General features: G+C 57.9%; 20 protein-coding genes. 8 read left to right on the top strand and 12 right to left on the bottom strand.

Annotated elements, in window-relative coordinates; all coding sequences use genetic code 11:
* Window positions 1-27 precede the first annotated feature (27 nt).
* The 7 genes from addA to regB all read right to left on the bottom strand — a co-directional run bounded on the left by addA (window position 28) and on the right by regB (window position 11488).
* Window positions 28-3387 (bottom strand): double-strand break repair helicase AddA, encoded by a 3360-nt coding sequence (gene addA / locus LCM21_RS14735; RefSeq protein WP_224891283.1) that lies wholly within the window; start codon window positions 3385-3387, stop codon window positions 28-30.
* Complete coding sequence (addB, locus tag LCM21_RS14730) at window positions 3384-6311, bottom strand: double-strand break repair protein AddB (RefSeq protein ID WP_224891282.1); 2928 nt, start codon at window positions 6309-6311, stop codon at window positions 3384-3386. Before addB ends, addA begins: the two co-directional genes overlap by 4 nt.
* Entirely contained in the window at window positions 6304-6990 is a 687-nt protein-coding gene (locus LCM21_RS14725) for a nucleotidyltransferase family protein (protein ID WP_224891281.1), read from the bottom strand. Before LCM21_RS14725 ends, addB begins: the two co-directional genes overlap by 8 nt.
* Complete coding sequence (locus tag LCM21_RS14720) at window positions 6987-7991, bottom strand: aminoglycoside phosphotransferase family protein (protein WP_224891280.1); 1005 nt, start codon at window positions 7989-7991, stop codon at window positions 6987-6989. Before LCM21_RS14720 ends, LCM21_RS14725 begins: the two co-directional genes overlap by 4 nt.
* Window positions 7988-8461: a tRNA (adenosine(37)-N6)-threonylcarbamoyltransferase complex ATPase subunit type 1 TsaE gene (gene tsaE, locus LCM21_RS14715; RefSeq protein WP_224891279.1), complete on the bottom strand. Its 474-nt coding sequence runs from the start codon at window positions 8459-8461 to the stop codon at window positions 7988-7990. Before tsaE ends, LCM21_RS14720 begins: the two co-directional genes overlap by 4 nt.
* A gap of 41 nt (window positions 8462-8502) precedes the next feature.
* Complete coding sequence (locus LCM21_RS14710; RefSeq protein ID WP_224891278.1) at window positions 8503-10008, bottom strand: PAS-domain containing protein; 1506 nt, start codon at window positions 10006-10008, stop codon at window positions 8503-8505.
* 82 nt (window positions 10009-10090) lie between these two features.
* A complete protein-coding gene (regB, locus tag LCM21_RS14705) occupies window positions 10091-11488 on the bottom strand; it encodes a sensor histidine kinase RegB (protein ID WP_068339935.1) in 1398 nt (465 codons plus the stop codon).
* Between the two features lie 92 nt (window positions 11489-11580).
* On the opposite strand from regB, the gene LCM21_RS14700 reads away from it, so the two are divergent.
* From LCM21_RS14700 to LCM21_RS14690, 3 genes are all read left to right on the top strand, one after another.
* A complete protein-coding gene (locus tag LCM21_RS14700) occupies window positions 11581-12201 on the top strand; it encodes an SCO family protein (protein ID WP_224891277.1) in 621 nt (206 codons plus the stop codon).
* Window positions 12202-12286: 85 nt separating this feature from the next.
* Window positions 12287-12841 carry an ActR/PrrA/RegA family redox response regulator transcription factor gene (locus tag LCM21_RS14695; RefSeq protein WP_068339942.1) on the top strand — a complete coding sequence of 185 codons (555 nt, stop codon included), beginning with the start codon at window positions 12287-12289 and terminating at the stop codon, window positions 12839-12841.
* Window positions 12842-13013: 172 nt separating this feature from the next.
* Window positions 13014-13640, top strand: a complete 627-nt coding sequence (locus LCM21_RS14690; protein ID WP_068340795.1) for a LysE family translocator — start codon at window positions 13014-13016, stop codon at window positions 13638-13640.
* 38 nt (window positions 13641-13678) lie between these two features.
* Here the strand turns inward: LCM21_RS14690 and LCM21_RS14685 are convergent, their stop codons facing one another.
* Window positions 13679-14272 (bottom strand): HD domain-containing protein, encoded by a 594-nt coding sequence (locus LCM21_RS14685; RefSeq protein ID WP_068340797.1) that lies wholly within the window; start codon window positions 14270-14272, stop codon window positions 13679-13681.
* A 205-nt stretch (window positions 14273-14477) separates the two neighbouring features.
* Between LCM21_RS14685 and LCM21_RS14680 the strand changes: the two genes are divergently transcribed.
* From LCM21_RS14680 to LCM21_RS14670, 3 genes are all read left to right on the top strand, one after another.
* Window positions 14478-14792, top strand: a complete 315-nt coding sequence (locus LCM21_RS14680) for a hypothetical protein (protein ID WP_068340798.1) — start codon at window positions 14478-14480, stop codon at window positions 14790-14792.
* Between the two features lie 100 nt (window positions 14793-14892).
* The gene (gene ahcY, locus LCM21_RS14675) at window positions 14893-16281 is read left to right on the top strand and encodes an adenosylhomocysteinase (RefSeq protein WP_224891276.1); all 1389 of its coding nucleotides are present in this window, start codon (window positions 14893-14895) and stop codon (window positions 16279-16281) included.
* A 286-nt stretch (window positions 16282-16567) separates the two neighbouring features.
* Window positions 16568-16909 carry a DUF2853 family protein gene (locus LCM21_RS14670; RefSeq protein WP_224891275.1) on the top strand — a complete coding sequence of 114 codons (342 nt, stop codon included), beginning with the start codon at window positions 16568-16570 and terminating at the stop codon, window positions 16907-16909.
* Between the two features lie 358 nt (window positions 16910-17267).
* Here the strand turns inward: LCM21_RS14670 and LCM21_RS14665 are convergent, their stop codons facing one another.
* The 4 genes from LCM21_RS14665 to tsaD are packed head-to-tail and all read right to left on the bottom strand — an operon-like array spanning window position 17268 to window position 20016.
* Entirely contained in the window at window positions 17268-17690 is a 423-nt protein-coding gene (locus LCM21_RS14665) for an EVE domain-containing protein (protein ID WP_224891274.1), read from the bottom strand.
* Window positions 17690-17959: a YciI family protein gene (locus LCM21_RS14660; RefSeq protein WP_224891273.1), complete on the bottom strand. Its 270-nt coding sequence runs from the start codon at window positions 17957-17959 to the stop codon at window positions 17690-17692. The genes LCM21_RS14665 and LCM21_RS14660 overlap by 1 nt, the downstream gene beginning before the upstream one ends.
* Complete coding sequence (locus LCM21_RS14655; protein WP_224891272.1) at window positions 17960-18922, bottom strand: NAD(P)H-dependent glycerol-3-phosphate dehydrogenase; 963 nt, start codon at window positions 18920-18922, stop codon at window positions 17960-17962.
* The gene (gene tsaD, locus LCM21_RS14650) at window positions 18919-20016 is read right to left on the bottom strand and encodes a tRNA (adenosine(37)-N6)-threonylcarbamoyltransferase complex transferase subunit TsaD (protein ID WP_224891271.1); all 1098 of its coding nucleotides are present in this window, start codon (window positions 20014-20016) and stop codon (window positions 18919-18921) included. Before tsaD ends, LCM21_RS14655 begins: the two co-directional genes overlap by 4 nt.
* Window positions 20017-20114: 98 nt before the next feature.
* On the opposite strand from tsaD, the gene LCM21_RS14645 reads away from it, so the two are divergent.
* Both LCM21_RS14645 and LCM21_RS14640 read left to right on the top strand, forming a co-directional pair.
* Complete coding sequence (locus LCM21_RS14645) at window positions 20115-20828, top strand: uroporphyrinogen-III synthase (protein WP_224891270.1); 714 nt, start codon at window positions 20115-20117, stop codon at window positions 20826-20828.
* A 54-nt stretch (window positions 20829-20882) separates the two neighbouring features.
* Window positions 20883-22151, top strand: a complete 1269-nt coding sequence (locus LCM21_RS14640; protein ID WP_224891269.1) for a COG4223 family protein — start codon at window positions 20883-20885, stop codon at window positions 22149-22151.
* Window positions 22152-22155 lie beyond the last annotated feature (4 nt).

The following is a 22155-nucleotide window of genomic DNA, read 5'->3' as shown; positions in this document are numbered from 1 at the left end:
CGAACGTAGGGATGGGTCACACTAAGGTCAAGATATCTGGGTACGGGCCAGGGCATCCGTCACAAGATCGTGTGGCAACCACATCAAGTCAGCTGTGCGCGTCCACAGGATCGCCGTTCGAATGTTCCGACCGGGGTAGATTTGTGTCAACGCCTGAAGATATGCACCCATCTGGCGCAGCACACCTTCGGGGCAGGCCGCAGGGTCGTCAGGAACGATGATATTGGTTTTGAAATCAATTACCTGAACCTCGGTCTCGGATATGATCAGCCGGTCGATGACCCCATGGATACGCCGCCCATTCAGGTTGGCTGTTACCGGAACTTCGGCCAGGGTATCGGTCGCAAAAACGGGCTTTAGATGAACTGCCGTCAGGACATTCTGCGCTTCGTTCAGAAGCGTCTGCCGTTCCGAATCCTGCATATCGGGCAGAACCCGAGCGCAGAGCTGCGGCCAGTTTTCTTGAGGGACTACGGGCAAATGTTCAAGCAGCAAGTGTAGACGCGTGCCGCGCAGCTTGGCGGCCTCTTCATCCTGACCGGGATCACCGGGCAAGGCCTTCGCCCCACCCAGATCAGACGGGCTGAGCGTCTCAAGCGGTGGTTCTGGGGCAGCGGCCGCGGTTAAGAACTGCGCGGGTAGTGGCGTTGGCTCTGCCGTGGTTTCTGAGTGCTGTTCAAGCGGCAACGCGGTCCAATCCCCATGTGCCAGACGCAGTGTTTCCGAACCGGGGATCTGCGTGGCCCCTGCCCGTTTGATTGCGTCCTCAACCATCTGATACCAACTGGTTCCGTCCTTGCCGACATCCCCTGCGGTGCCCACGATTAACCACTTTTCTGCGCGTGTCAGAGCCACATAAAGCAGGCGAAGCCGCTCATTCTCTTCCCGCTGCCGCGCCTCAGCCCGTGCTTGCGCGATCAGCGCCGGAGAGGCATCGGCAGAGACTTTCCACAGCGGCGTTCCCTCGGCCACCATGATTTCTGCATCGCGTGGCGCTTGCCGTTTACCAGTGTCCGGCAGGATCACGATCGGGGCTTCAAGCCCTTTGGAGCCATGCACCGTCATTACCCGGATCATATTGCCGACGCCGCTCATCTGCCGTTTGATTTCCAGGTCGTCGGTCTGCATCCATACCAGAAACCCGGTCAGGCTGGGAATATCTGTCCTTTCATACGCAAGGGCTTGCGATAGTAGCGCGTTTATTCCGTCTTCGGCTTCGGCACCTAGTCGCCCCAACAACTTTCGGCGTCCGTCATGACGGGTCAGGATGCGTTCAATCAGGTCATAGGGTCGTAAAAAGTCGATCTGTCCGCGCAAATCGTTCAGGATCGCCAGCGTTTCCGGAAATTCAACAGCGCGCCGACGCAGCGCGGCCCATAAGAACTGCTCTTGCCTGCGATGGGCAAGATCAAAAAGCTGTTGCTCACTCCAACCGAACAGAGGTGACTTTAGCACTGTGGCCAGCGAAAGACTGTCTTCGGGCGTAGCCAGAAAACTCAGCAGTGCCGCAAGATCTTTTACCGCCAGTTCTGCACCTACCTTCAACCGGTCGGCCCCTGCGATGGGCAGACTTTCGGCCTTACAGGCGCGGATGATCTCGGCAAACAGGTCCGAGCGACGCTGGACGAGGATCAGGAAATCTCCCGGTTTCACCCTGCGCCGCACAAAGCTTCCCGGAGCTTTGCCATCTTCGGGAATCGTTTCGCCGCTGTTGATCATGTCCTTGATCGACTTGGCCACCTTCTCGGCCAGAAGGACGGTGTGATGCCGCGCGCCGGGGCGATCTACCGGGTCCGTCCAGTCCCCGTCGTCGTCTTCATCGACCTTTTCGATCACTGGCCACAGGTCTACACGACCCGGCAAATCCGACTTAAACGCACGATGCAAACTGTCCTTGTGAAATCCGGCATCTGTGCGGTTTTCGAACAGGATATCGACCAAAGACAGGATCGCGCTGGAGGAGCGGAAGGAATACTCCAATGTCGAATCCCACAATTTAGAGCCTGATTCCGTCAATCTACGCCCAAATTCCTGCTGCATCTGGTCAAAGGCCTGCGGGTCGGCACCCTGAAAGGAATAGATCGATTGTTTCTTGTCGCCGACCACGAAAATCGTGCGCTCAACCCCGGATCGGGCTCCTTCCCCGCTGGTGAATTCCTGCGCCAATTTTTCAATGACATCCCATTGATCGGGGCTGGTATCCTGCGCCTCGTCCACCAAGATGTGATCGATACCGCCATCCAGACGGTACAGCACCCATTCCGCCACAGCCGGATCGTTCAGGACCTGCCTTGCGCGAAGGATCAGATCATCAAAGTCCAGCCAACCGCGCAATTGCTTGCGTCGTTCATATTCGGGCAGGAAGGCCGCAGCAAAACGGTGTAGAACATGCGTTTTACGAGCCGCGACCAATGCCAGGCGGAGTTCGCGCGCGGCTTCAATGCGCAGCATGAATGCCTCAAGCTGAGGCATCTGATCAGCCAGTGGCCCCTCACGCAGGGCTTTGGTCGGAAAACCGTTGATCTTGGCAGAGAAAGGTTCTTTTGCGGATTTTCCAGTTAAAAGAACGCTTTCCAACAAGGGTAGATTGCCGATCTGCGTATCAGTGAACATGGACAGCTTGGCGGCGGCCTTGGCGTTGTTCCCGCCGCTTTCGGTCAGCGCGGGCAGCATTGAGCGGATCAGTTTGACCTCACCTCCGAGGAAAACCTGGGCGTGAAGGGTGTTTTCGTCAAAGCCATCTGGCAGATCGAACCGTTGCAACAGATCGGGCCACGCCATCGGATGCGCAAACAGATTGCGCTTGTGCGTGATCGCAGCAGTAAGGTTATCAAATCCAGTATCGGTAACGAACCGGGCAACATCCTCAATCAGCGCGGCCTGAGGACCCTCGGCAAAGTCTTCGACAATCTCTTCGCGCAGCAGGGCCGCCGCGCGGTCTTCCATTTCGGAAAATTGCGGGCTGACCCCAGCCTCCAGCGGAAACCGCCGCAACAATGAGGCGCAAAACGAATGGATCGTTTGAATCTTCAACCCGCCCGGCGTTTCGATGGCGCGAGCAAACAGGGTACGAGCCTGCGCGAGTCGATCCGGGTCGATTGCGCCTTGCAACCCCAGATCGTTAAGTTCCGCCGATAACTGATCATCCGCCAGCATGGCCCATGCACCAAGCCGTTTGAACAGCCGGTTCTGCATCTCGCTGGCGGCTGCCTTGGTGTAGGTCAGGCAGAGGATATGTTGCGGCTGTACCCCCCCCAGCAGCAGCCGCGCCACCCGGTCGGTCAGAACCCGCGTTTTGCCCGAACCCGCATTGGCCGCCAACCAGGTCGAGGCATCAGGCCGCGCCGCCTGCACCTGCCGTTCAGTTGCATCATTGCGGGGGCTCATTCCAGAACCTCAGGTGTTGTGTCGTCAGTCCGATCCCATTCACCAAAGCGGGCAAGATGGTCAAAGTCACCGATGTCCGAGTCCTTGTGCAGCATCCGACGGGATGTGAACCCCTGATCAGGCTCTAAATAGGCTGAAATCAGTTCTTTTAACTCGGCAAGAACCTTGTCTGGTGGCTCTTTTGTCAGCGGGGCCGCCACCTCTTTGTAGGTGCCGCCCATACCGATAAAGACCGCTTCGGCCACCGGCATGGGGTCAAACCCTTGGATGGCGCCCTGCTCGGCCATTGCGGCTTCGATCAAAAGCTGTTTGTCAAATTTGGCTTGCTGGGTTTCACTCGGTGGAATGCCGGTCTTGTAATCCACAATGCGCAATGCGCCCCGGCTGTTGTGGTCAATGCGGTCTGCCCGGCCCGCGATTGTGAATTCCAGAGGGGACAGCTCCAGTTTCATCATCGCCTCGAAGGCAACAGGCCCTCCGTCGCTGCGCCGCGCGATCTCGGCACTGAGGAAATCATCAGTGATCCGTTCCAGCCGCGCAAGCCATAGCTTGCGGGCCGTGGGCCATGCGACGTGTTTGTTCAACAGGGCGTCGGCGCGTTTCAGAAAGTTTTCTCGGGTTAACAAAGCGGGGTCGAGGACGCTGTCCTTGACGAAGTGTTCAAGGACTTCATGGATAACGATACCGCGCAGCAAAGCGTCGGGCGCTTGCACCAGCGGGTCCAGTGGGCGTAACCGCAATACGTGTTTGGCGTAGATTGCATAAGGATCGCGGATCAGACGTTTTATCTCGGTCACGCTCAGGCGTCGCGGACGGGCCGCAACCGGTGGTCGGGGCGACGGGCGCGGTGCCGGGTCTATGCGTGGCGCGGCCTCAAGCTGTTCTGACCATTGTATCCACTGCCGCCCACGGGCGCGCATCGCTGACAAAGCCTCGGGGCCACCCTGCCCCGGCAAGCCCTGCAACAGGTTCGTTATGCGGTTCAGCCAGCGCGATGGGACAGTTTCGGCATCATCCGACCGTGTGGCGCGGGTCAGCCAGACCTCGGGCGCGCCGACAGCCTGCTGGAAATCATGCGCCGACAATCCGATGCGACGTTCGGGCAGCAACAGCCCGGCTTTGGCGCGCATCTGCCGGTTCAGCCAAGGATCTGGTGCGGCGGCTTCGGGCCAACTGCCTTCGTTCAAACCGCCAAGTATCAGCATATCAGCCCCCTGGACCCGCGCCTCAAGCGTGCCCCAGATCATGATATGCGGATGCGGGGCGTCACGGTCGCGAACCTCTTCCCCAGCCAGCAGTGCCCCTAGAAGATCGGCGAAATCATGGGCCGTCATCGGACCGCCATACGCCGCCTCATCCTCCAACGCTGTAAGAACTGCCAAAGTCTTTTGACCGGCATTTTTGTCCCAAAGCGTTCCGGTTTCGCCTTCGCTGCTGGCTGAGATCGCCTCGGCCAGATTGCGCAGGCGCGTCACCCAATCCGACAAAGGTAACTCACCCGCAACCTGTTGGCCGCAAAACTGCGTAGCCACCCAGCGGACCCAGCCCTCTGGCACCTCCTTGCGGATGGTAAAGCCGGCCAAACTGGCACTGTCTGGGAACGGAGGGCCATGACGCCGCAAATCCAGTTCCAGATCGCGTGTGTGCAGCAAATGCGCACCGCGATCACCGCCACTGTGGCAAAGCGGGTGCTTCAACAGGGTCAGCAACGCCTCTCCCTCCAGCCGCCGTGCGAACAGGCCCGCCACGTGGCGCAGGAATCGTCCCGGAGGTGATAGCTGCAGCGGCAGACCGGCACTGTCATCGGGCAGGATGTTCCACCGATCCAGCGCCGCGCTGACTTGACGGGTCAGCATCCGGTCGGGCGTGATCAAAGCAGCGGTTTGCCCGGTTTCGGCGGCTTCGCGCAAACGTAAGGCAATGGCCAGCGCCTCGGACCGGGGGGATTGCGCCTCGACCAATGTCAGGTCTTTGGTTGCATCGTCCAGATCGGTCAGCCGGGGACCTTCGGACATCCAGGCGTCGGTGATTGGCGCTGGGCGCAACGCCAGAGATATCAGACGGTTACGCGCAGCCGACGGGGCCTTATCGTCAGTCCAGCGCCTGATTTCGTTGGGCTGTATCCTTAGCCGGGTCATCAGCTTGCGGAATCGATATTGCGGGTGATCTTCCGAAGCCAGTGCGTCGTCTAAACCCTGCCAGACATGATCCGGTTGATCGAAATCGTAGCCGGGCAGGATCAGCGCCCCTTGCGGCAGTTGGGCAACGGCCTCCATCAACAACAGCGTTGTGCCACGTGACCCGGTTGAGCCTGCAAGAACAACCGGGTGCTGCGGTGGTGCAGCCTGCCAACGGTCAATCAGGTTTTCCACCACACGTCGTTGCCGCGCTTGCGCGTCCAGTGCATCGGGGCCGGCGTCGATGAAATGATCTGCAATCCCGATAAACGCCTGCGCGCGTGCCCAGTGTCCGGACATATCACTGACATCCAGTTGTCGGATCGCATCAGGTGAAACACCTTCGCCCTGCATCTCGTCAATCAGTGCGGCCAGACTATCGGACAGGTCAAACAGGGATGACCGCGCGGCCAGATCAGGCTGTTGTTCCAGTAGCTTGGCAATCAGTTGGGTCAGCTCCAGCCTGCGTCGAAGCGCAGGTATGGCAGGCGGAATCTGCGCCAAATCCAAGCCTTCGCCCAAATCCGTCACCAGCGAAAGACGGGGCAGCAGACAGGCTGGGCCTTGATCGAACAGCTCGCGGACCCGGCGCGCCATGCGGCGGGTGTTCACCACGAGTTGCACCCGCGCCAGAGCCTCGGGCGGGTGATCTTTTACACGCAAACGCAGACCGTCTATCAATGCCCTTGGAAAATCGGTGCCTGGAGGCACGGCATAAACACGGGGCACAGTGCTGCTTTCAAACATCAGCGATCAAACCCTCGGCCAAAGCAATGCCTTCGGGGTGGCCCACGTCGCACCAGCGACCGGGATAGGTGGTTGCGAACAAGCGACCTTGAGCGTGCATCTGGTCCCAAAGGACATTCAATGAAAACGCCCGTTCAGATACTGCCATCAGCGTTTCGGTCTTCATGATCTGCGCCCCACCAAACACCAAGCCGGGTCCGCGCGTGATCCGGCCCTCGGCATCTGCTGTAAAATCACCTTTGCCCGCATGCCCAAGGGTTCGTTCGATCGGTACGCACATCAGCAGCGCGTCCATCCGGTCAGGGTTCCACGCCTCGCGCAACAGCGTCAGGGGGTTTGGCCCGGACCAGATTGCATCCGTATTCACCGTGTAAACAGGACCGCTCCCCAGCAAAGGCAAGGCGGCACGCAACCCGCCACCGGTTTCCAGGATGTCCGGCTCTTCACGCGATATTAGCACGCCTTTTGGTGCCAGATGCGCCTCAAGCTGGTCGGGTAGATAGTGCAGGTTGGCCACCACACGGCGCGGTTGCAAATCGCCCGTTAAGTCCAGAGCATAGTCAATCAGCGGACGACCGGCGACCTCGATCAATGGCTTGGGCCTGTCTTTGGTCAGCACCCCCATACGAGTGCCAAACCCGGCAGCAAACAGCATCAGGGCTTCGGGGTTTCGCGTCATGTCTGCCTGAGCCTGTCCAAGTTCTCAGGGGTTGGGGCGGGCAGGGCGGTTCGCAGCAGGTCCGAGACGGTCACCAGCGCAGGGTGTTCCAGATTGCGCAAAAGATGCGCCCACGCGGCCGGAATCAGGTCAGCATACCGTGGTTTGCCGTATTCCGTTGCCAGACGGGCAAATCCACCCAGAATACGCAGGTTCCTTTGTGCGCCAAGCACTGCGTATGCGGTTCGGAATCCGTAATCATTCACCCCAGTTGCGGCGACATAGCGGTTTAACATCCGCATCTCGATACCCGGGGCTACGTTACGGCGCACATCTTGAAGCATTGACATAAGGTCATAGGCTGGGTGGCCCAGCATTGCGGTCTGGAAATCCAATAGCCCGACGCGTTTTATCCCTTTTCGATTTGGCAACCAGATCATGTTTTCCGCGTGATAGTCGCGTTGAATGACCACTTTGCTGCCCGAAGTTTCGTGGTGCAAGATGTCTGCGAACCGATGTTCGAAACGGACGCGCGCATCCGCGTCATGGTCCCCAAGAACGGCTTGTGCGTATTTGGTGAAAGACAACGCTGCCAATTCGGTCATAAGCGCCGGGTCATAGGAAGGCAGCGAAAGGGTGGGTGCCGTGTGCAATTCGACAAGCACGTCAGTCGCGGCCTCGTACAATTCGCGCTCCATCCCTGGGTTCTTTTCCAAAACCCGGGCGAACAGGTCGTCGCCAAGGTCTTCAAGCAACAAAAAGCCGAATTCCGCATCTTCGGCATATATTTCAGGCGCGCTAAGGCCGATTTTCCGCAGATACTCGGCCATGCGCACGAAGTTTTCGACCGGTTCGGCCTTATCGGGCGGGGAGTCCATGAAAATAGCCGTGCGGCCGGTATCGGGGTCGGTCAAGCGCTCATACCGGCGGTTCGATGCATCCCCCGCCAACGGCACACGTTCTGCATTCGACCACGGTGTTTGTGCAATCAGGGCTTTGGCCAGAACAGCCCGGTTTGTCATATGGCATTCTCCAGTTTCCCAGACCATTTCTGATCCGACCATGACAGTGTCAATTGACGCTTTTCTATCGTGTTAGGGTCTGTTTTTATGCGTATGGTCAAGGCTGTTTCGGGCATCAGCGGGCCAAGCTTTTCTGGCCATTCAATCAAACAGATCGCAGAGTCGAAGGCTTCACTCAGACCTAGTTCTTCAATCTCATCCACCGAACTCAGCCGGTACAGATCGCAATGCCAAACCTCGCTGGTCGGGGTGTCATAAGCTTGAACAAGCGTAAAGGTCGGCGAGGGCACATCCTCTGGTTCTGACATGAGCGATTGGATCAGGCTGCGGGCGAAATGGGTTTTACCACTTCCAATCTCACCCTCAAGAAGAATACTGTCACCCGGACGTAACTCAGCACCCAGCCGTGCGGCCAGCGCTGATGTTTCTTCCGGCGAATTCAGGGTGATCGAACGGGCGTGCAACGTCATGGCGTCACAATGGCCTTATGCCCGGGCGGCTGCAACCCGGTTCACGCGCTGATTTGATGGCGTTCCAAGACTTTAGGCGTGCTCTCAGCACGGAAACGCACAATAGTTGCGCCGTTATGCATTGGGCTGACCGTACAGGTCAGATTGGTACCGTCTCGCAGCTGAAGGCTACTTGACCATTCGGCGCGATTGTCCCGCATTTCCATAAAATCCCGAATCTCGCCTAAAATGGGTGTGGCTGCGCAGTGTTCCTGCCACTTGCGTGTCACTTCGAGCACTGTGTCGGGCTCAAATCCGGCCTCACCGGACTCGTTCCACAGTTGTTGATAGGCACGGTTGGTAAATGCCAGCGTTCCGTCATCGCCAAACACCGCGATGGCATCCGCAAGCTTGTCCAGAACCGACTGCATCAGGTCCATCTCTGAACGAAAACGGCGGGTCAACGTGATCTCGGCCGTGATATCCTCGAACAAAAATGCCACGGCACCGTCAGGATGAGGCCGCCCGCTGACCGAATAGACCGAACCTGACGGCAGTGACCATGTTTCCTGATAGTTGCCGTCCTCGGCAGCCTCGAGCAGGTCGTTCATCTGGTTGCGCCAGCTGCGATAGTTTTTTGGTTCCGGCATCATGTGCTGGTCGCGCAGCCGATCGAAAAAGCTGGAAAGGCCAGGGCGGCAGCTTAGGAAATTGGCGGGCAGGGTGGTCAGCTCAGTCAATGCCGGGTTGAACAGCGCCAGTTGTCGATTTCGGTCGAAAATGGCCAGACCGATGGACAATTGCGCGAAGGTTTTCGTCATTGTCTGGACGAATTTACGCTGGGCGGTTTCCGCGGCCACGATGGCGTTGATGTCGACCGCGTAACACATGCACCCCTCGGGGTGATCGACCACGGTCAGATCAAACCAGAGCTTATTGTCGCTGTCATCGGACGAAATCGAAATACGGGTCTTTGCGCCCAATCGTGCATCTTCGTGAATGCCGGAAAACAGCGGGGCGGTCAGATCCGTATCCTGTCCCCGCACTTTGCGCACCAACGAAACATAAGCGGCGTTGCACGAGCGGACTTGGCTTTGATGATCCAGCAACCAGACCGGGTAAGGCGCCTGTTCCATAGCAGGGCGGATCGGATTCTGCGCGTCGCGTTGTGAGGGTCTGACGCGATCAATTCGGTCACGCAGTTGCACACGGACAACGCCGTCGATCCATTCGCACATTACGTCTCGTTCAACTGTGCAATCAATAGCGGGAACAACCAGCGCGCCTTCCTGCCGGACAGCGTCGGGCGTTTCCGGGAATGTTGGGAAATCCCGGTGCAAAAGCCGACAAAGATCAGACCATTCGCGGACGGATTCAAACCCATCCAGCGCGATGTCCGAATGACTGATGAGCCTGTCACCGTCGAATAGGAAGACCGCATCGAACAAAGACATGGCCGAGGACAGGCCAAAATTGTCGCCTTGAATCCTGCGACGGGGCAAAAGCCACTGCACCGCCAGGCTGGCGGAAACCAGGCTGATCGCGGCGAGAATGATCCAGTCGACCATGCGTACCTCAGGACTGACACGAAGAAAGGGGAAGATACATAAAACCGGGACTATGCGCCGAAATGGTTAACGAGGTCTTAACTCAGACCTGAATGCGTTGGTTTGCACCTGAAAGGACTGGCGTATCACCGGTTTGCGCATCGATTAGCTTGCGCGACCACGAAACCTGAACGATCGCGCCCCGACGTTCGGGGTTATCGCACAGGTTCTGATAGGGATCAGAACCGTTAGCGAAAAACAACTCGGCACCGCTGCGTTCCAAAAGGGTTTTGGCGATGAACAGCCCCAAACCCATTCCTTCGTATTCCGGTCGGGTTCTTGGGTCTGTCTCGGCACGGCGGCGTCGCATGAAAGGGTCTCCGATCCGGCCAATCATCTGGACAGGATATCCAAGCCCGTCATCCATGATCTTGATCGTGATCATATCGGTAGTCCATTCGGCTTCGACCCAAACATTGTTCCGCGCGAAATCCACTGCGTTCTGGATCAGGTTGCGCAGCCCGTGAATGATCTCGGGCTTGCGCAGGATTGAGGGCTGTTGCACATCGCCATCCCCGGTCGGACCTTCGGCGAAATGTACGGTCTTTCCCCGGTGGATATGCGGTTCGGCCGATTCATGCACGACGGTGGACAGTGGCGCCTGCCGCAGATGCAGGTCGTCTTTGCCAGCCCGACCCATATCGCGCAGGATATCGCGGCAGCGGTTGGCCTGCTCACGAATAAGCGCCGCGTCCTCTTTCAGGTCGGGTCTGTCATCCAACTCTTCTATCAGCTCTGAACTCGTCAGCTTGATCGTGGCGAGCGGTGTGCCCAACTCGTGCGCTGCGGCTGCGACGACGCCGCCCAGATCTGTCAGCTTCTGCTCACGCGCGAGGGCCAGATGCGTGGCTGCCAGCGCTTCGGACATCGAACGAACCTCGGCGCTTACGCGGTGCGAATATGCCCCGATGAAAACGATGGCAATGACAACTGCGGCCCAGTTTCCGAACACAAGCATTTCCGGGATATCCAGCATCTGGCCCTGTTCCGTCCGCAGGGGGATATGGAACTCTGCCAGCAAGGTCGTCAGAACAATCGCAACCCCGCCTACGATCAGAGTTGAGCGTGTGCTCATGACGTTGGCTGAAATCGTCACCGGGCCCAGCAGCAACAGGGCAAACGGGTTGTTCAACCCCCCGGTAAGATACAGCAATATTGCCAGCTGCATCAGATCGAACAACACCATCAGAAAGTTTTCGAATTCCGTCAGGCGTTTGTTTTGTGGAAACAGTAGGATGGCCGTCATGTTGCCCATGACCGAAACGCCGATGGCCAGATAACACAGCGCCAGTTCCAGCTTCACATTGAAATACTGCTGGGCGACGGTAATGGCGGTGAATTGCCCGATAATGGCAACCCAACGCAACAGGATCAGCGTGCGCAACCTTATCCAGTTGCTGCTTTCCTGACCGCTCCAAAATGTGAGGTTGGAATTCGCCATCGGTCCATTATGTCCTGTTGCATCGGCTGGACATATTGATAGGTGTGTCGACCGAAACGATCAACAACCCCTTTCGTTCAAGGAATGACTTCATGGTCCGTCTTTACGCCATCCTCGCAACCGTTGTTCTGGCCGTTGGTCTGGGCGCCATGTGGTTGCTGACGCTGGGCGGACGGTCCGATGATCAGTTCGCGCAATGCCGCTCGGGGCAGATCGCAGGCGGCTCCGCAGCCATTGGCGGCCCGTTCGAGCTGGTCAACGGCAAGGGTGAGACCGTCACCGACAAAGATGTGATCACCGAGCCGACCTTGGTTTATTTTGGCTATACGTTCTGTCCTGATGTTTGCCCGTTCGACATGTCCCGCAATGTTGAGGCCGTGGATATCCTTGCCGAACGGGGCCAGTCGGTGACACCGCTGTTCATCTCGATCGATCCGGACCGCGACACGCCCGAGGTGATGGAGGACTATGCGTTCAACATGGGTGGTAAGACCATTGCGCTGACCGGATCACCCGAACAGGTGAAAGCTGCAAGCCAGGCTTACAAGACCTACTACAAGGCGCATGACAAGAGTGACGAGTTTTATCTGGTCGACCATTCCACCTTTACATACCTGATGTCGCCCGAGCATGGGTTCCTTGAATTCTTCAACCGCGACGACACTGCCGAGCAGATGGCCGACAAGGTTGGATGCTTTCTGGATCAGCTCTAAGCGACATGGTCGATTTGACCTTTGAAATGGCGCTGCTAAGACTCATGTTTAGCGCAAAGGCATGACATAGCGGAAAGAACGGTACATGGCGGACATTTCTGACCTTGATATAGGTCCCGATAAATCCCTGCTATTGGTGGATGATGATGAGCCGTTTTTGCGGCGATTGGCCAAAGCAATGGAAAAGCGCGGCTTCGAAGTTGAGACCGCCGGATCGGTCGCGGCAGGCCGCGCCATCTCGACTGCCCGCCCGCCTGCTTACGCTGTCGTCGATTTGCGTCTTGAGGATGGAAACGGGTTGGATGTCGTCGAAGTGCTGCGCGAAAAACGCCCCGACAGCCGGGTCGTTGTTTTGACAGGATACGGCGCGATTGCGACTGCCGTAGCTGCCGTAAAGATCGGCGCGACGGATTACCTGTCAAAACCCGCCGACGCCACCGACATAACCAGCGCGCTGCTGGCCAAGGGCGACGAACTGCCCCCACCGCCAGAAAACCCGATGAGCGCGGACCGCGTGCGTTGGGAGCATATCCAGAGGGTTTATGAGCTGTGCGACCGCAACGTCTCTGAAACCGCCCGCCGCCTGAACATGCACCGCCGGACGTTGCAGCGGATTCTGGCGAAGCGTAGTCCGCGGTGACGGGTGGTGAGTCGGGTTAAAACTTAATCGGGACTCTGATCAATGGGTTTTTATTAGTTCTGCTTCGCGGGACATAGTGGACATTGCCTTTAGGCTGAAATTCTGCGAGGGAGCCGCCGGACGGTCTTTAGATCACCTTCAATGTTTGATTTGTCTCGCTGGCGGAGAAAAAATGTCATTTGAAGCATGGCTCGCGTTTACGTTGATTTCCGCTGCAAACATCGTGACACCGGGTCCCGCGATCTTGAATACGATCCGACGGGCCGCGCAACTCGGCTTCAAGCAATGTCTACCGACGATTGCTGCAAACGCGGTCGGGCTCGCCGTCGCCGGATTTGCATGCGCGTTTGGCGTCGCTGCGTTTGTTCTTGCCTCTGAGTGGCTATGGTTCCTGTTTCGTTGGGCGGGGGTGCTCTATCTTGCTTACTTGGGGCTCCGCCTGATTTTCGTGCGCGAAACGCTTGACCTTGGCCCGTCAACATCCGCCCGACCGTCTGTGTCGACCACGGCACTGTTTCTGGAGGCGTTTACTCTGGCGGTATCTAACCCGAAGGCCGTTCTTTTTTACGTGGCGATCTTCCCGCAAGTCATTCAACCGGATCTGCCCGCCGCGCCGCAGGCATTTGTGCTGGTGTCCACCTATAGTGCAATATCCCTCGCTTCTCTGACGACCTACGCGGCACTTGCCGGATTATTGCGCGCGCGTATGCTGACCCAGTCCAGATACCGAGGGTTTCGGGTTTTATCCGGGATTGTACTTCTTGGGTTTGCTGGAAAGCTGGCACAAGAAGTTCGGTAGGCTTGGGCTCAGAACCGCCGCTGAATGACATTGGTATTCTATAGCAGAGTTATCAAAGCCTCATGCCGCTCTAAATACGCCTGCCGAACCTCAACCGGTGGGCGCAATGAAATTTCCAACCCCTCCATCACCGCCTTGTCCGGACGACCGAAGAACTTTGTCGCCTCGGCCTCCGAAAACCCGGCAATCTGCGTTGCCTCCATCCAGGCGCTGATCTTGTCGGCCTTTTTGATCTGTCGTTTCACTGTTTTCGGCACTGCTGCAGGCAGACCAAACCGGATGTGGATCGCCGCACTCAGACGGTCATCCAGAGCTCCGTAGTCGGGTCCGACGGCGGATTTTACGGGTGAGATCATATCTCCGATCACGTATTCTGGCGCGTCATGTAACAATGCCGCCAGCCGCCATTTAACCGGTGCCTTCGGGGCAATCCGAGAAAACAGCTGCTCAACCAGAAGGGAGTGTTCCGCTACGGAATAGGCAAAATCACCCGCTGTTTGACCGTTCCAACGCGCCACAAATGCCAGTCCATGCGCGATATCTTCGATTTCGATGTCCACAGGCGTCGGATCTAGTAAATCCAGCCGGCGGCCAGACAGCATCCGCTGCCATGCTCTGGGTTGTGTTGCCATTCTGCAATGCCCCTCGGATCGGTCCGCGACGAACGGGTGTTTTTGTGGTATCGTTTACCTGTCGAGATCACCAGCTGCCAACAATTTCTTGACCAGTCGTGCTTTGAACCGGCGCTTGGTGGTTCCGACATTTGTGCTGAGGGGGGTGCATGCTCCTCCTGGTGTGCCCCTCTCGGAACGTAACGCGTATCGAAAGGAGCTAGTTATGTTTCAGCGACTGATTGGAATTTCCCTGGCCTTTGGAATGGCCGCTACTGCCCCCCCTGCTTTTGCCAAAAACTGTGCGCAGCGAGAGCACGTGATCGCCAAGCTGCAGGACAGCTATTCAGAAGAACTGGTTTTTGGCGGATTGCAGAAAACCAGTGGTGCGCAGGCGGTGATGGAGGTCTGGACCTCGAAAGAAACCGGAAGCTACACGGTTCTGGTCACTCACGCGAACGGCATGACGTGCATTGTTGCAGTTGGTACCGATTTTTTTGAAGCGATGCCAAAGGATAAGCTGAAGGGCGAACCCAGCTGATATTTACAGCGGATTAATCTGTTCCAGGTCATCCGAGTTGCCACCTGCCCCGTAGAATGATAGGGGCAGCGCGGATCTGTTTACCGGAATGGAGCATACGATGGCCGGGGACTATATTGTTAAAGACATTGCGCTTGCCGGGTTCGGCCGCAAAGAGCTGGACATTGCCGAGACCGAAATGCCGGGGCTGATGGCTCTGCGCGTGGAATACGGTGAGAGTAAGCCCCTAAAAGGTGCGCGGATCGTTGGTTCGTTGCATATGACCATCCAGACCGCTGTTCTGATCGAAACACTGGTGGCACTGGGCGCGGATGTGCGCTGGGCGTCGTGCAACATCTTCTCGACCCAGGACCACGCGGCAGCCGCAATTGCCGAGGCCGGTATTCCCGTTTTTGCGATCAAGGGCCAGACGCTTGAGGAACACTGGGACTATCTGGATAAGTCCTTCCTGTTCGAAGACGGCCCGAACATGATCCTGGACGATGGCGGCGACGCGACGCTGTACATCCTTTTGGGGGCCCGCGCCGAAGCGGGCGAGGACATCATTCCTGTTCCGACTTCGGAAGAGGAAGAGGTGATCAAGGCTCAGATCAAGAAAAGGATGGCGGCATCGCCGGGTTGGTTCACCAAGATGCGTGACCAGATCCAAGGTGTTTCCGAGGAAACCACCACTGGCGTGAACCGTCTGTATCAACTGGTGAAAGACGGCCACCTTCCGTTCCCTGCGATCAATGTGAATGACAGCGTCACCAAGTCGAAATTCGACAACAAGTACGGCTGCAAGGAATCGCTGGTCGACGGTATCCGCCGCGCCACGGACACCATGATGGCGGGCAAGGTCGCCGTGGTCTGCGGTTACGGCGATGTCGGCAAAGGCTCGGCCGCGTCGCTGCGTGGTGCTGGTGCCCGTGTGAAAGTGACCGAAGTGGACCCGATCTGCGCGTTGCAAGCTGCGATGGACGGGTTCGAGGTCACGCTGCTGGAAGACGAAGTTGCGACTGCGGATATCTTCATCACCACCACCGGCAACAAGGACGTGATCCGCATCGAGCACATGCGCGACATGAAGGACATGGCCATCGTCGGCAACATCGGTCACTTCGACAACGAAATCCAGGTGGCCAGCCTGAAGAACCACAAATGGACCAACATCAAGGAACAGGTGGACATGATCGAGATGCCCTCGGGCAACCGGATCATCCTGCTGTCAGAAGGCCGTTTGCTGAACCTGGGCAATGCGACCGGGCACCCGTCCTTCGTGATGTCAGCCTCGTTCACCAACCAGGTACTGGCGCAGATTGAGCTGTTCACCAAAGGTGACCAGTACGAAAACAAGGTCTACATTCTGCCCAAGCATCTGGATGAGAAAGTGGCCCGCCTGCATCTGGATCGGATCGGTGTGAAACTGACCAAGATGGATAACGAACAGGCCGCCTATATCGGGGTTAAGCCGGAAGGCCCGTTCAAACCCGAGCATTACCGCTACTGATTTCAGCGCTGATAAACAAAAGCGTGTGGGACGCCGCCGGTTATGCAACTGGCGGCGTTTTTTGTGCTGGTTGCCATGTTCATCGTCGTGGGTTGCGGCGTGTGGTAGATCCTAAGACGCGGTGCTGTTGGCCCTGAACCACTGACATGAGCGGTCATCGCCGATCTGGTTAAAATTGGGGGGAGAAATCCCATAAATTTTTCCTTTCGGAAAATTTGCCGTCGCGGCTAACCTTGATGAAGACGGTAATTTGGGCCGTTGCATCACAACAATGGGAGATTGCGACATGGGAAAACGCGACGAGCTGATCGCCAAATATGCTGATGATCTGAAAAACAAATGCGGGATAGACCCCGATATGGATCTGTTGACCAAGGTCACGATCGGCTGTGGTCCGGCGATCTATGACGCCGACGCGTCGACCGTAGCTGCGACACAGGAGTCCGAACTTGAGACGGTCAAGGACAACTTCCTTGTCAAAAAGCTGGGTCTGTCTGACGGGCCAGAGTTGATGGAAGCAATCCATGCCGTGCTAGGGAAATACGGAATGTCCGAGCGCAACAAATACCGTGCGGTGGTCTATTACATGCTCACCAAGCATTTCGGAAAAGAGTCGGTTTACGGCTGATTGCTTGGGTTCTGCGCTCGCAAGGGCACTGCCGGGCGTTTCCAATTTTAAGCAAGCGGCATTTGCACTGACCGTCGGTATTCGATACGTATCATAGTGTGACCAGGACGGTCAGAGCCAAAAAAATCCATACGCGTGTGGTGAGTTGGGAGCACGCGGGGAAGGGAAGGTTCTGCATTCGTCGGGGCCTTCCCTTATTTTCGGGATACCGATGCTGTCTGGTCAAGCACCTTCTTCCAGCCTGCGCGATCCTCAACATCATGAAATTGGCTGTGCCGCTCGGGCGGGATCAAAGGATGAAGCCACCGCAATCCCGACCGTCTTGTACCGGTGATCCGGGTTGGGACGAGCCGACGGGCTAACCCGCCTGCGTGTTGCCCATATCGCAGATCACCTGCCATTCCGCATCGGTGACCGGCTGTACGGATAGGCGAGAGTTTTTGACCAGAACCATCTCGGCCAGACGTTCCTCTGCCTTGATGTCATCCAGCGTTACTGGTGTCGTGAACGGCCGCACCGCCTTGATATCCACGCAGTCCCAGCGTTCATCATCGGTTGTGCTGTCGGGATGCGCCTCGGCGCAGACCTCGACGATGCCAACGATCGCCTTGTTCTTTTGCGAGTGGTAGAAAAATCCGCGATCACCGATCTTCATCTGCCGCATGAAATTGCGCGCCTGATAATTTCGCACGCCGTCCCATTCTTCCCCTGCTTCGCCTTTGGCAACCTGTTGGTCCCAGCTCCAGGTCGAGGGTTCGGATTTGAACAGCCAGTATGCCATTACCCGATGACCTTCTTCCACGGGATCAGCTCAACCGATTTGAACAGCCCTGCCTTGGCATAAGGATCGTTGTCCGCCCAGGTTTGCGCTGCTGTCATATCCTCGACTTCGAGGATGACAAGCGACCCGATCATCGCGTCTCCGTCCAATAGCGGTCCGGCTTGCGATACGACACCGGTTTGCTCGATATAAGCAAGGTGATCGGCGCGGTTGTCCTTGCGGGTTTGCAGGGCGCCATCCTTGTCTTTGGCGATCAGGGCTATCAGCATTTATTCCTCCTTCAGGGGGCGGTTGAGCAGGGATTGAATGGCTTGAGGCACACTATAGGTACCACGGCTCAGGTCAGCCACAGTAACGCTTATGGGCATGTCCAGCCCTTCGGCAACAGCAATTTCAGCCATGGCGCGCGCGGTGGCGACCCCTTCGACTGTGGTATGGGTTTCAAACGGACGATTTTGACCCAAACACAGGCCAAAACGAAAGTTTCTGGACAGTTCGGATGAACAGGTCAGCACCAGATCGCCCAGACCTGACAGACCCATCAGGGTATCTGTCTTTGCGCCGCGCATCAGGGCAAAGCGCTGCATCTCGGCAAATCCACGAGTCAACAGGGCAGCGCGGGCACTATCGCCCAGCCCGGCGCCAATCGCGGCCCCGCATCCGATGGCGATGACGTTTTTTAATGCACCCCCCAGTTCCGCACCGATAACATCGGTGGTGCGATAAAGGCGCAGGTTGGCGGTGGTTAGTTCGGTTTGCAGCGTCCTACCCAGATCGGCATCCCCACAAGCCAGAGTAAGCGCGGTCGGCAATCCGCGTGCGATGTCGTCGGCAAAGCTGGGTCCGGTCAGCAGCGCCGGACGCGAATTTGGGATCGTCTGGCGCACCACCGAGATGGGCCCCAGACCCGTGGTCAGCTCGATCCCCTTGCAGCAGGCGACCAGCGTTTTTCCGGCAAGGTTCGACGCGTGCTCAGTAAGGGCCTCGCGCAGTTTCTGCATGGGCACCGCCAGTAGCACGATATCGGCGGCCTCTACGTCCGTGATATCTGACGTCACCGAAATCGCTGGCGGCAGGGGGACATTTGGCAGACGGGCGGAGTTTTCGCGACTTTTCTCCATGCGGCTGGCATGCTCGGCGCTGCGTGCCCAAAGGGTAACGAATCCGTTCCCGGCCAGCGAAATGGCCAACGCCGTGCCGAACGCACCCGCCCCAAGGACGGCGACGCTCATGCTTTGGCGCCCTTCTTGCCGCTGCCCAACATGGCCGGGCTGGATTGATCCAGCGGCCAGCGGGGTCTGGCGGTCAGATCAAAACCGTCACGTGCGCCTGCACGAAAACGCTCGATCCCTGCATAGGCGATCATTGCCGCGTTATCGGTGCACAGATTCAGCGGTGGAGCGATAAAGCGAGCGCCCTTGGCACAACAAACAGTCTCTAACACAGTTCGAATTGCTGTATTGGCAGCGACACCACCCGCCACTGCAATCACCGGATCAGAGGGCGCAAGTTCCAGGTACTGATCTATCGCCCGTCGCGTTTTCTCGGCCAAAGTGTCCACGACGGCCCGCTGAAATCCGGCGCACAGATCGGCGCGATCCTGCCGGGTCAAACCGCCCTTTTCAGCGACGATCTGGTCGCGCATCCGCATCAAAGCCGTCTTGAGCCCCGAAAAGGACAGGTCACACCCTGGCCGATCCAGCAGTGGCCGAGGAAAACGAAAACGCTCAGGATCGCCTAAACGCGCCTCAGCCTCGACCGAGGGGCCACCGGGTTGCGGCAGGCCCAGTAACCGCGCGGTTTTGTCAAACGCCTCACCCGGCGCATCGTCGATCGTGCCGCCCAGTCGGGTGAACTTTTCCGGCCCGTGCGCGATCAGGTATTGGCAATGCCCGCCTGACACCAGCAACATCAGGTATGGAAACGCGATGCCGTCAGTCAGGCGCGGCGTCAGGGCATGGCCCGCCAGATGGTTCACGCCGATCAAAGGCAAGCCGGTTGCCGCGCTGAGACCCTTGGCGCACATGACACCGGACATGACCCCGCCGATAAGACCCGGCCCGGCGGTAACGGCGATGGCGTCGATTCCGGCAAGGGTCAGGTTTGCGGCTTCAAGCGCCTGCACAACGCAAGTGTCCAGTTTCTCTGCATGGGCACGCGCGGCAATTTCAGGTACGACGCCTCCAAAGGCGCTGTGCAGGTCTGTCTGTCCGTACACGATTGAAGACAGTACCTCGGCCCTGGTGCCACCGGTTTGGCGCACGACCGCAGCAGCCGTGTCATCACAGCTGCTTTCCAACCCGAGTACGGTAAGTGTTTGCACCATTGGCCTGATCCGCTACACACATAAGTGTCAAGCGGGGTATCACCCTGCGCGGATGCAAACAATCCCAAGGCGGAAGGCGCCGACTGTTGTATTTGTTGATGACCCGCCCGCGCGCTGCTTCGCAGAGGTTTGTCGCGCAGCTGCCAACCCGTGTGAGATCTCGGGTCGAGGTCATCTATTCCCCGATACTTGAGATCAAGCCGCTACCGGTCAAGATCGACACCAGCGGCGTGCGAGGTCTGATATTTACCTCGGCAAATGCGGTAAATGCGGCTGTTTCGCTGGGCGTTTCGCGTCACTTGCCCGCCTTTTGTGTGGGTCCCGCCACCACCGGCACCGCGAAAGGCGCCGGTTGGGAGGCGAGGATGGTTGGCGCAACCGCCGAAGAACTGGTGGCGTTCTTGCTGAAACACCGGCCCGAAAGCCCGCTATTGCACCTGCGCGGTGAACACACGCGGGGAAATATCGCCCTCCGCCTGACCGAGTCGGGCCTGACAGTGCGCGAACAAGCCGTGTATCAGCAAAGACTGCTACCGTTGACGCCTGAGGCAGCCGCCGCCGCGGATGGCCTTTTACCCGTGATTGCGCCTTTGTTTTCCCCTCGGACAGCGCGACAATTTGCCGATATCTGGACCGGATCGGCACCGCTTTGGCTGGCTGCGATCAGCCAAGCAACGGCTGACCCCCTTTATTCCTTGGACTATGCGCGATTGAAAATCGCCAAGGAGCCGACTCCGAAAAAAATGCAGAAAGCCGTGAAAAAGCTTGTGAAACATGCGATGCGGGTTGAGGGCAACGAGACCACCGACTAACTTAGACCCTGCTGTTATTCATGTGAAATCGGATTCGATAAGGGGAATGTAGCGGTGGCGCGTAAGAAAAAGACCGATCAAAAGCCGGTAGATGACCCTAAGCCAGAAGAAACAGTGGCGTTTACCTCTGCACGCGAGACTGCGGCTGTTGACGCGACGAAGCAGGTAGAAGAGGCCCTTTCCGAAGCCGAAGCCGAAGCCGAAGCCGAAGCCGAAGCCGAAGCCGAAGCCGAAGCCGAAGCCGAAGCCGAAGCCGAAGCCGAAGCCGAAGCCGAAGCCGAAGCTGCTGTGGAACACGAGCAGGAAGCGCCTGCGCGCCCGGAAGACGCGGAAAACTCGCCGCGCGAAGACGCACAGAAAGAGGAAAAACGCGGCGGATTTATACCGGCTTTGCTTGGCGGCGTGCTGGCAGCGGGGATCGGTTTTGCAGCAGGCAGTGCAGGTCTGTTCGGCTCAGACGATACCAATGAGCTTGCGGCGCTTGAAGCACAGCTGAACGATCAGTCCAACCGGATTGAGACGCTGACGAACTCTCTGGCCGACACCTCGGGTATAGACAGTAAAATCGACGCCTTGGCTGATCAGGTCACACCCGTGACTGCGGAGCTGGAGACTTTGAAGTCCAGCCTCGAAGAGCTGGCGGGCAAAATCGATCCTCTGGCAAGCCGCCTGACCGATCTGGAAGGCAGTGCCCTGACGCAAGGCGCCTCTGCTGAGGTTTCTGCTGCATTCGAGGCCGAGCTAAAGAAACTTCAGGACTCGCTTGCAACGCAGCGAGCCGAAGTTGAAAAAATGGTGTCAGACGCACAAGCGTTAGAGGCGCAAGCTGCCGCCAAGGCACAGGCCGCGACCAATGCATCAATCCTGACCCAGCTTCGCAGTCAACTGGATGCGGGCCAGCCTTACGGTGAACTGTTGGCCGAGTTGACGGCTGGTGGCCTGACGGTGCCCGAAGCCCTGTCAGACCCTGCGGATAAAGGCGTTGAAACGTTAACTGAATTGCGCGAATCTTTTGCGCCTGCAGCCCGTACTGCATTGGCTGATGCACGCGACGCGGACAAGACCACTGGGTTGGTCGCCTTTCTTCAGAGACAAACCGGGGCAAGATCGGTGACACCACAAGATGGTGACAGCCCCGATGCGATCCTGTCTCGGGCAGAGGCCGCGTTGGCCGATGGTGACGTTGCTGCTGCGTTGACCGAACTTGATTCTCTGCCTGATGCGGCAAAGACGGCACTGGTGGATTGGGAGCAGGCGGCTTTGACAAGGGTGGCTGCCGTTGATGCCGCAAACGCGCTGCAATCCAGCGTAAACTCGAACTGAAGGA

Origin of the sequence: Ruegeria profundi, assembly GCF_020171505.1 — a bacterium.
In the GTDB taxonomy this organism is placed as follows: domain Bacteria; phylum Pseudomonadota; class Alphaproteobacteria; order Rhodobacterales; family Rhodobacteraceae; genus Ruegeria; species Ruegeria profundi.
The sequence above is the reverse complement of the archived record's forward strand: the minus strand, read 5'-3'. Positions and strand labels throughout refer to the sequence as shown.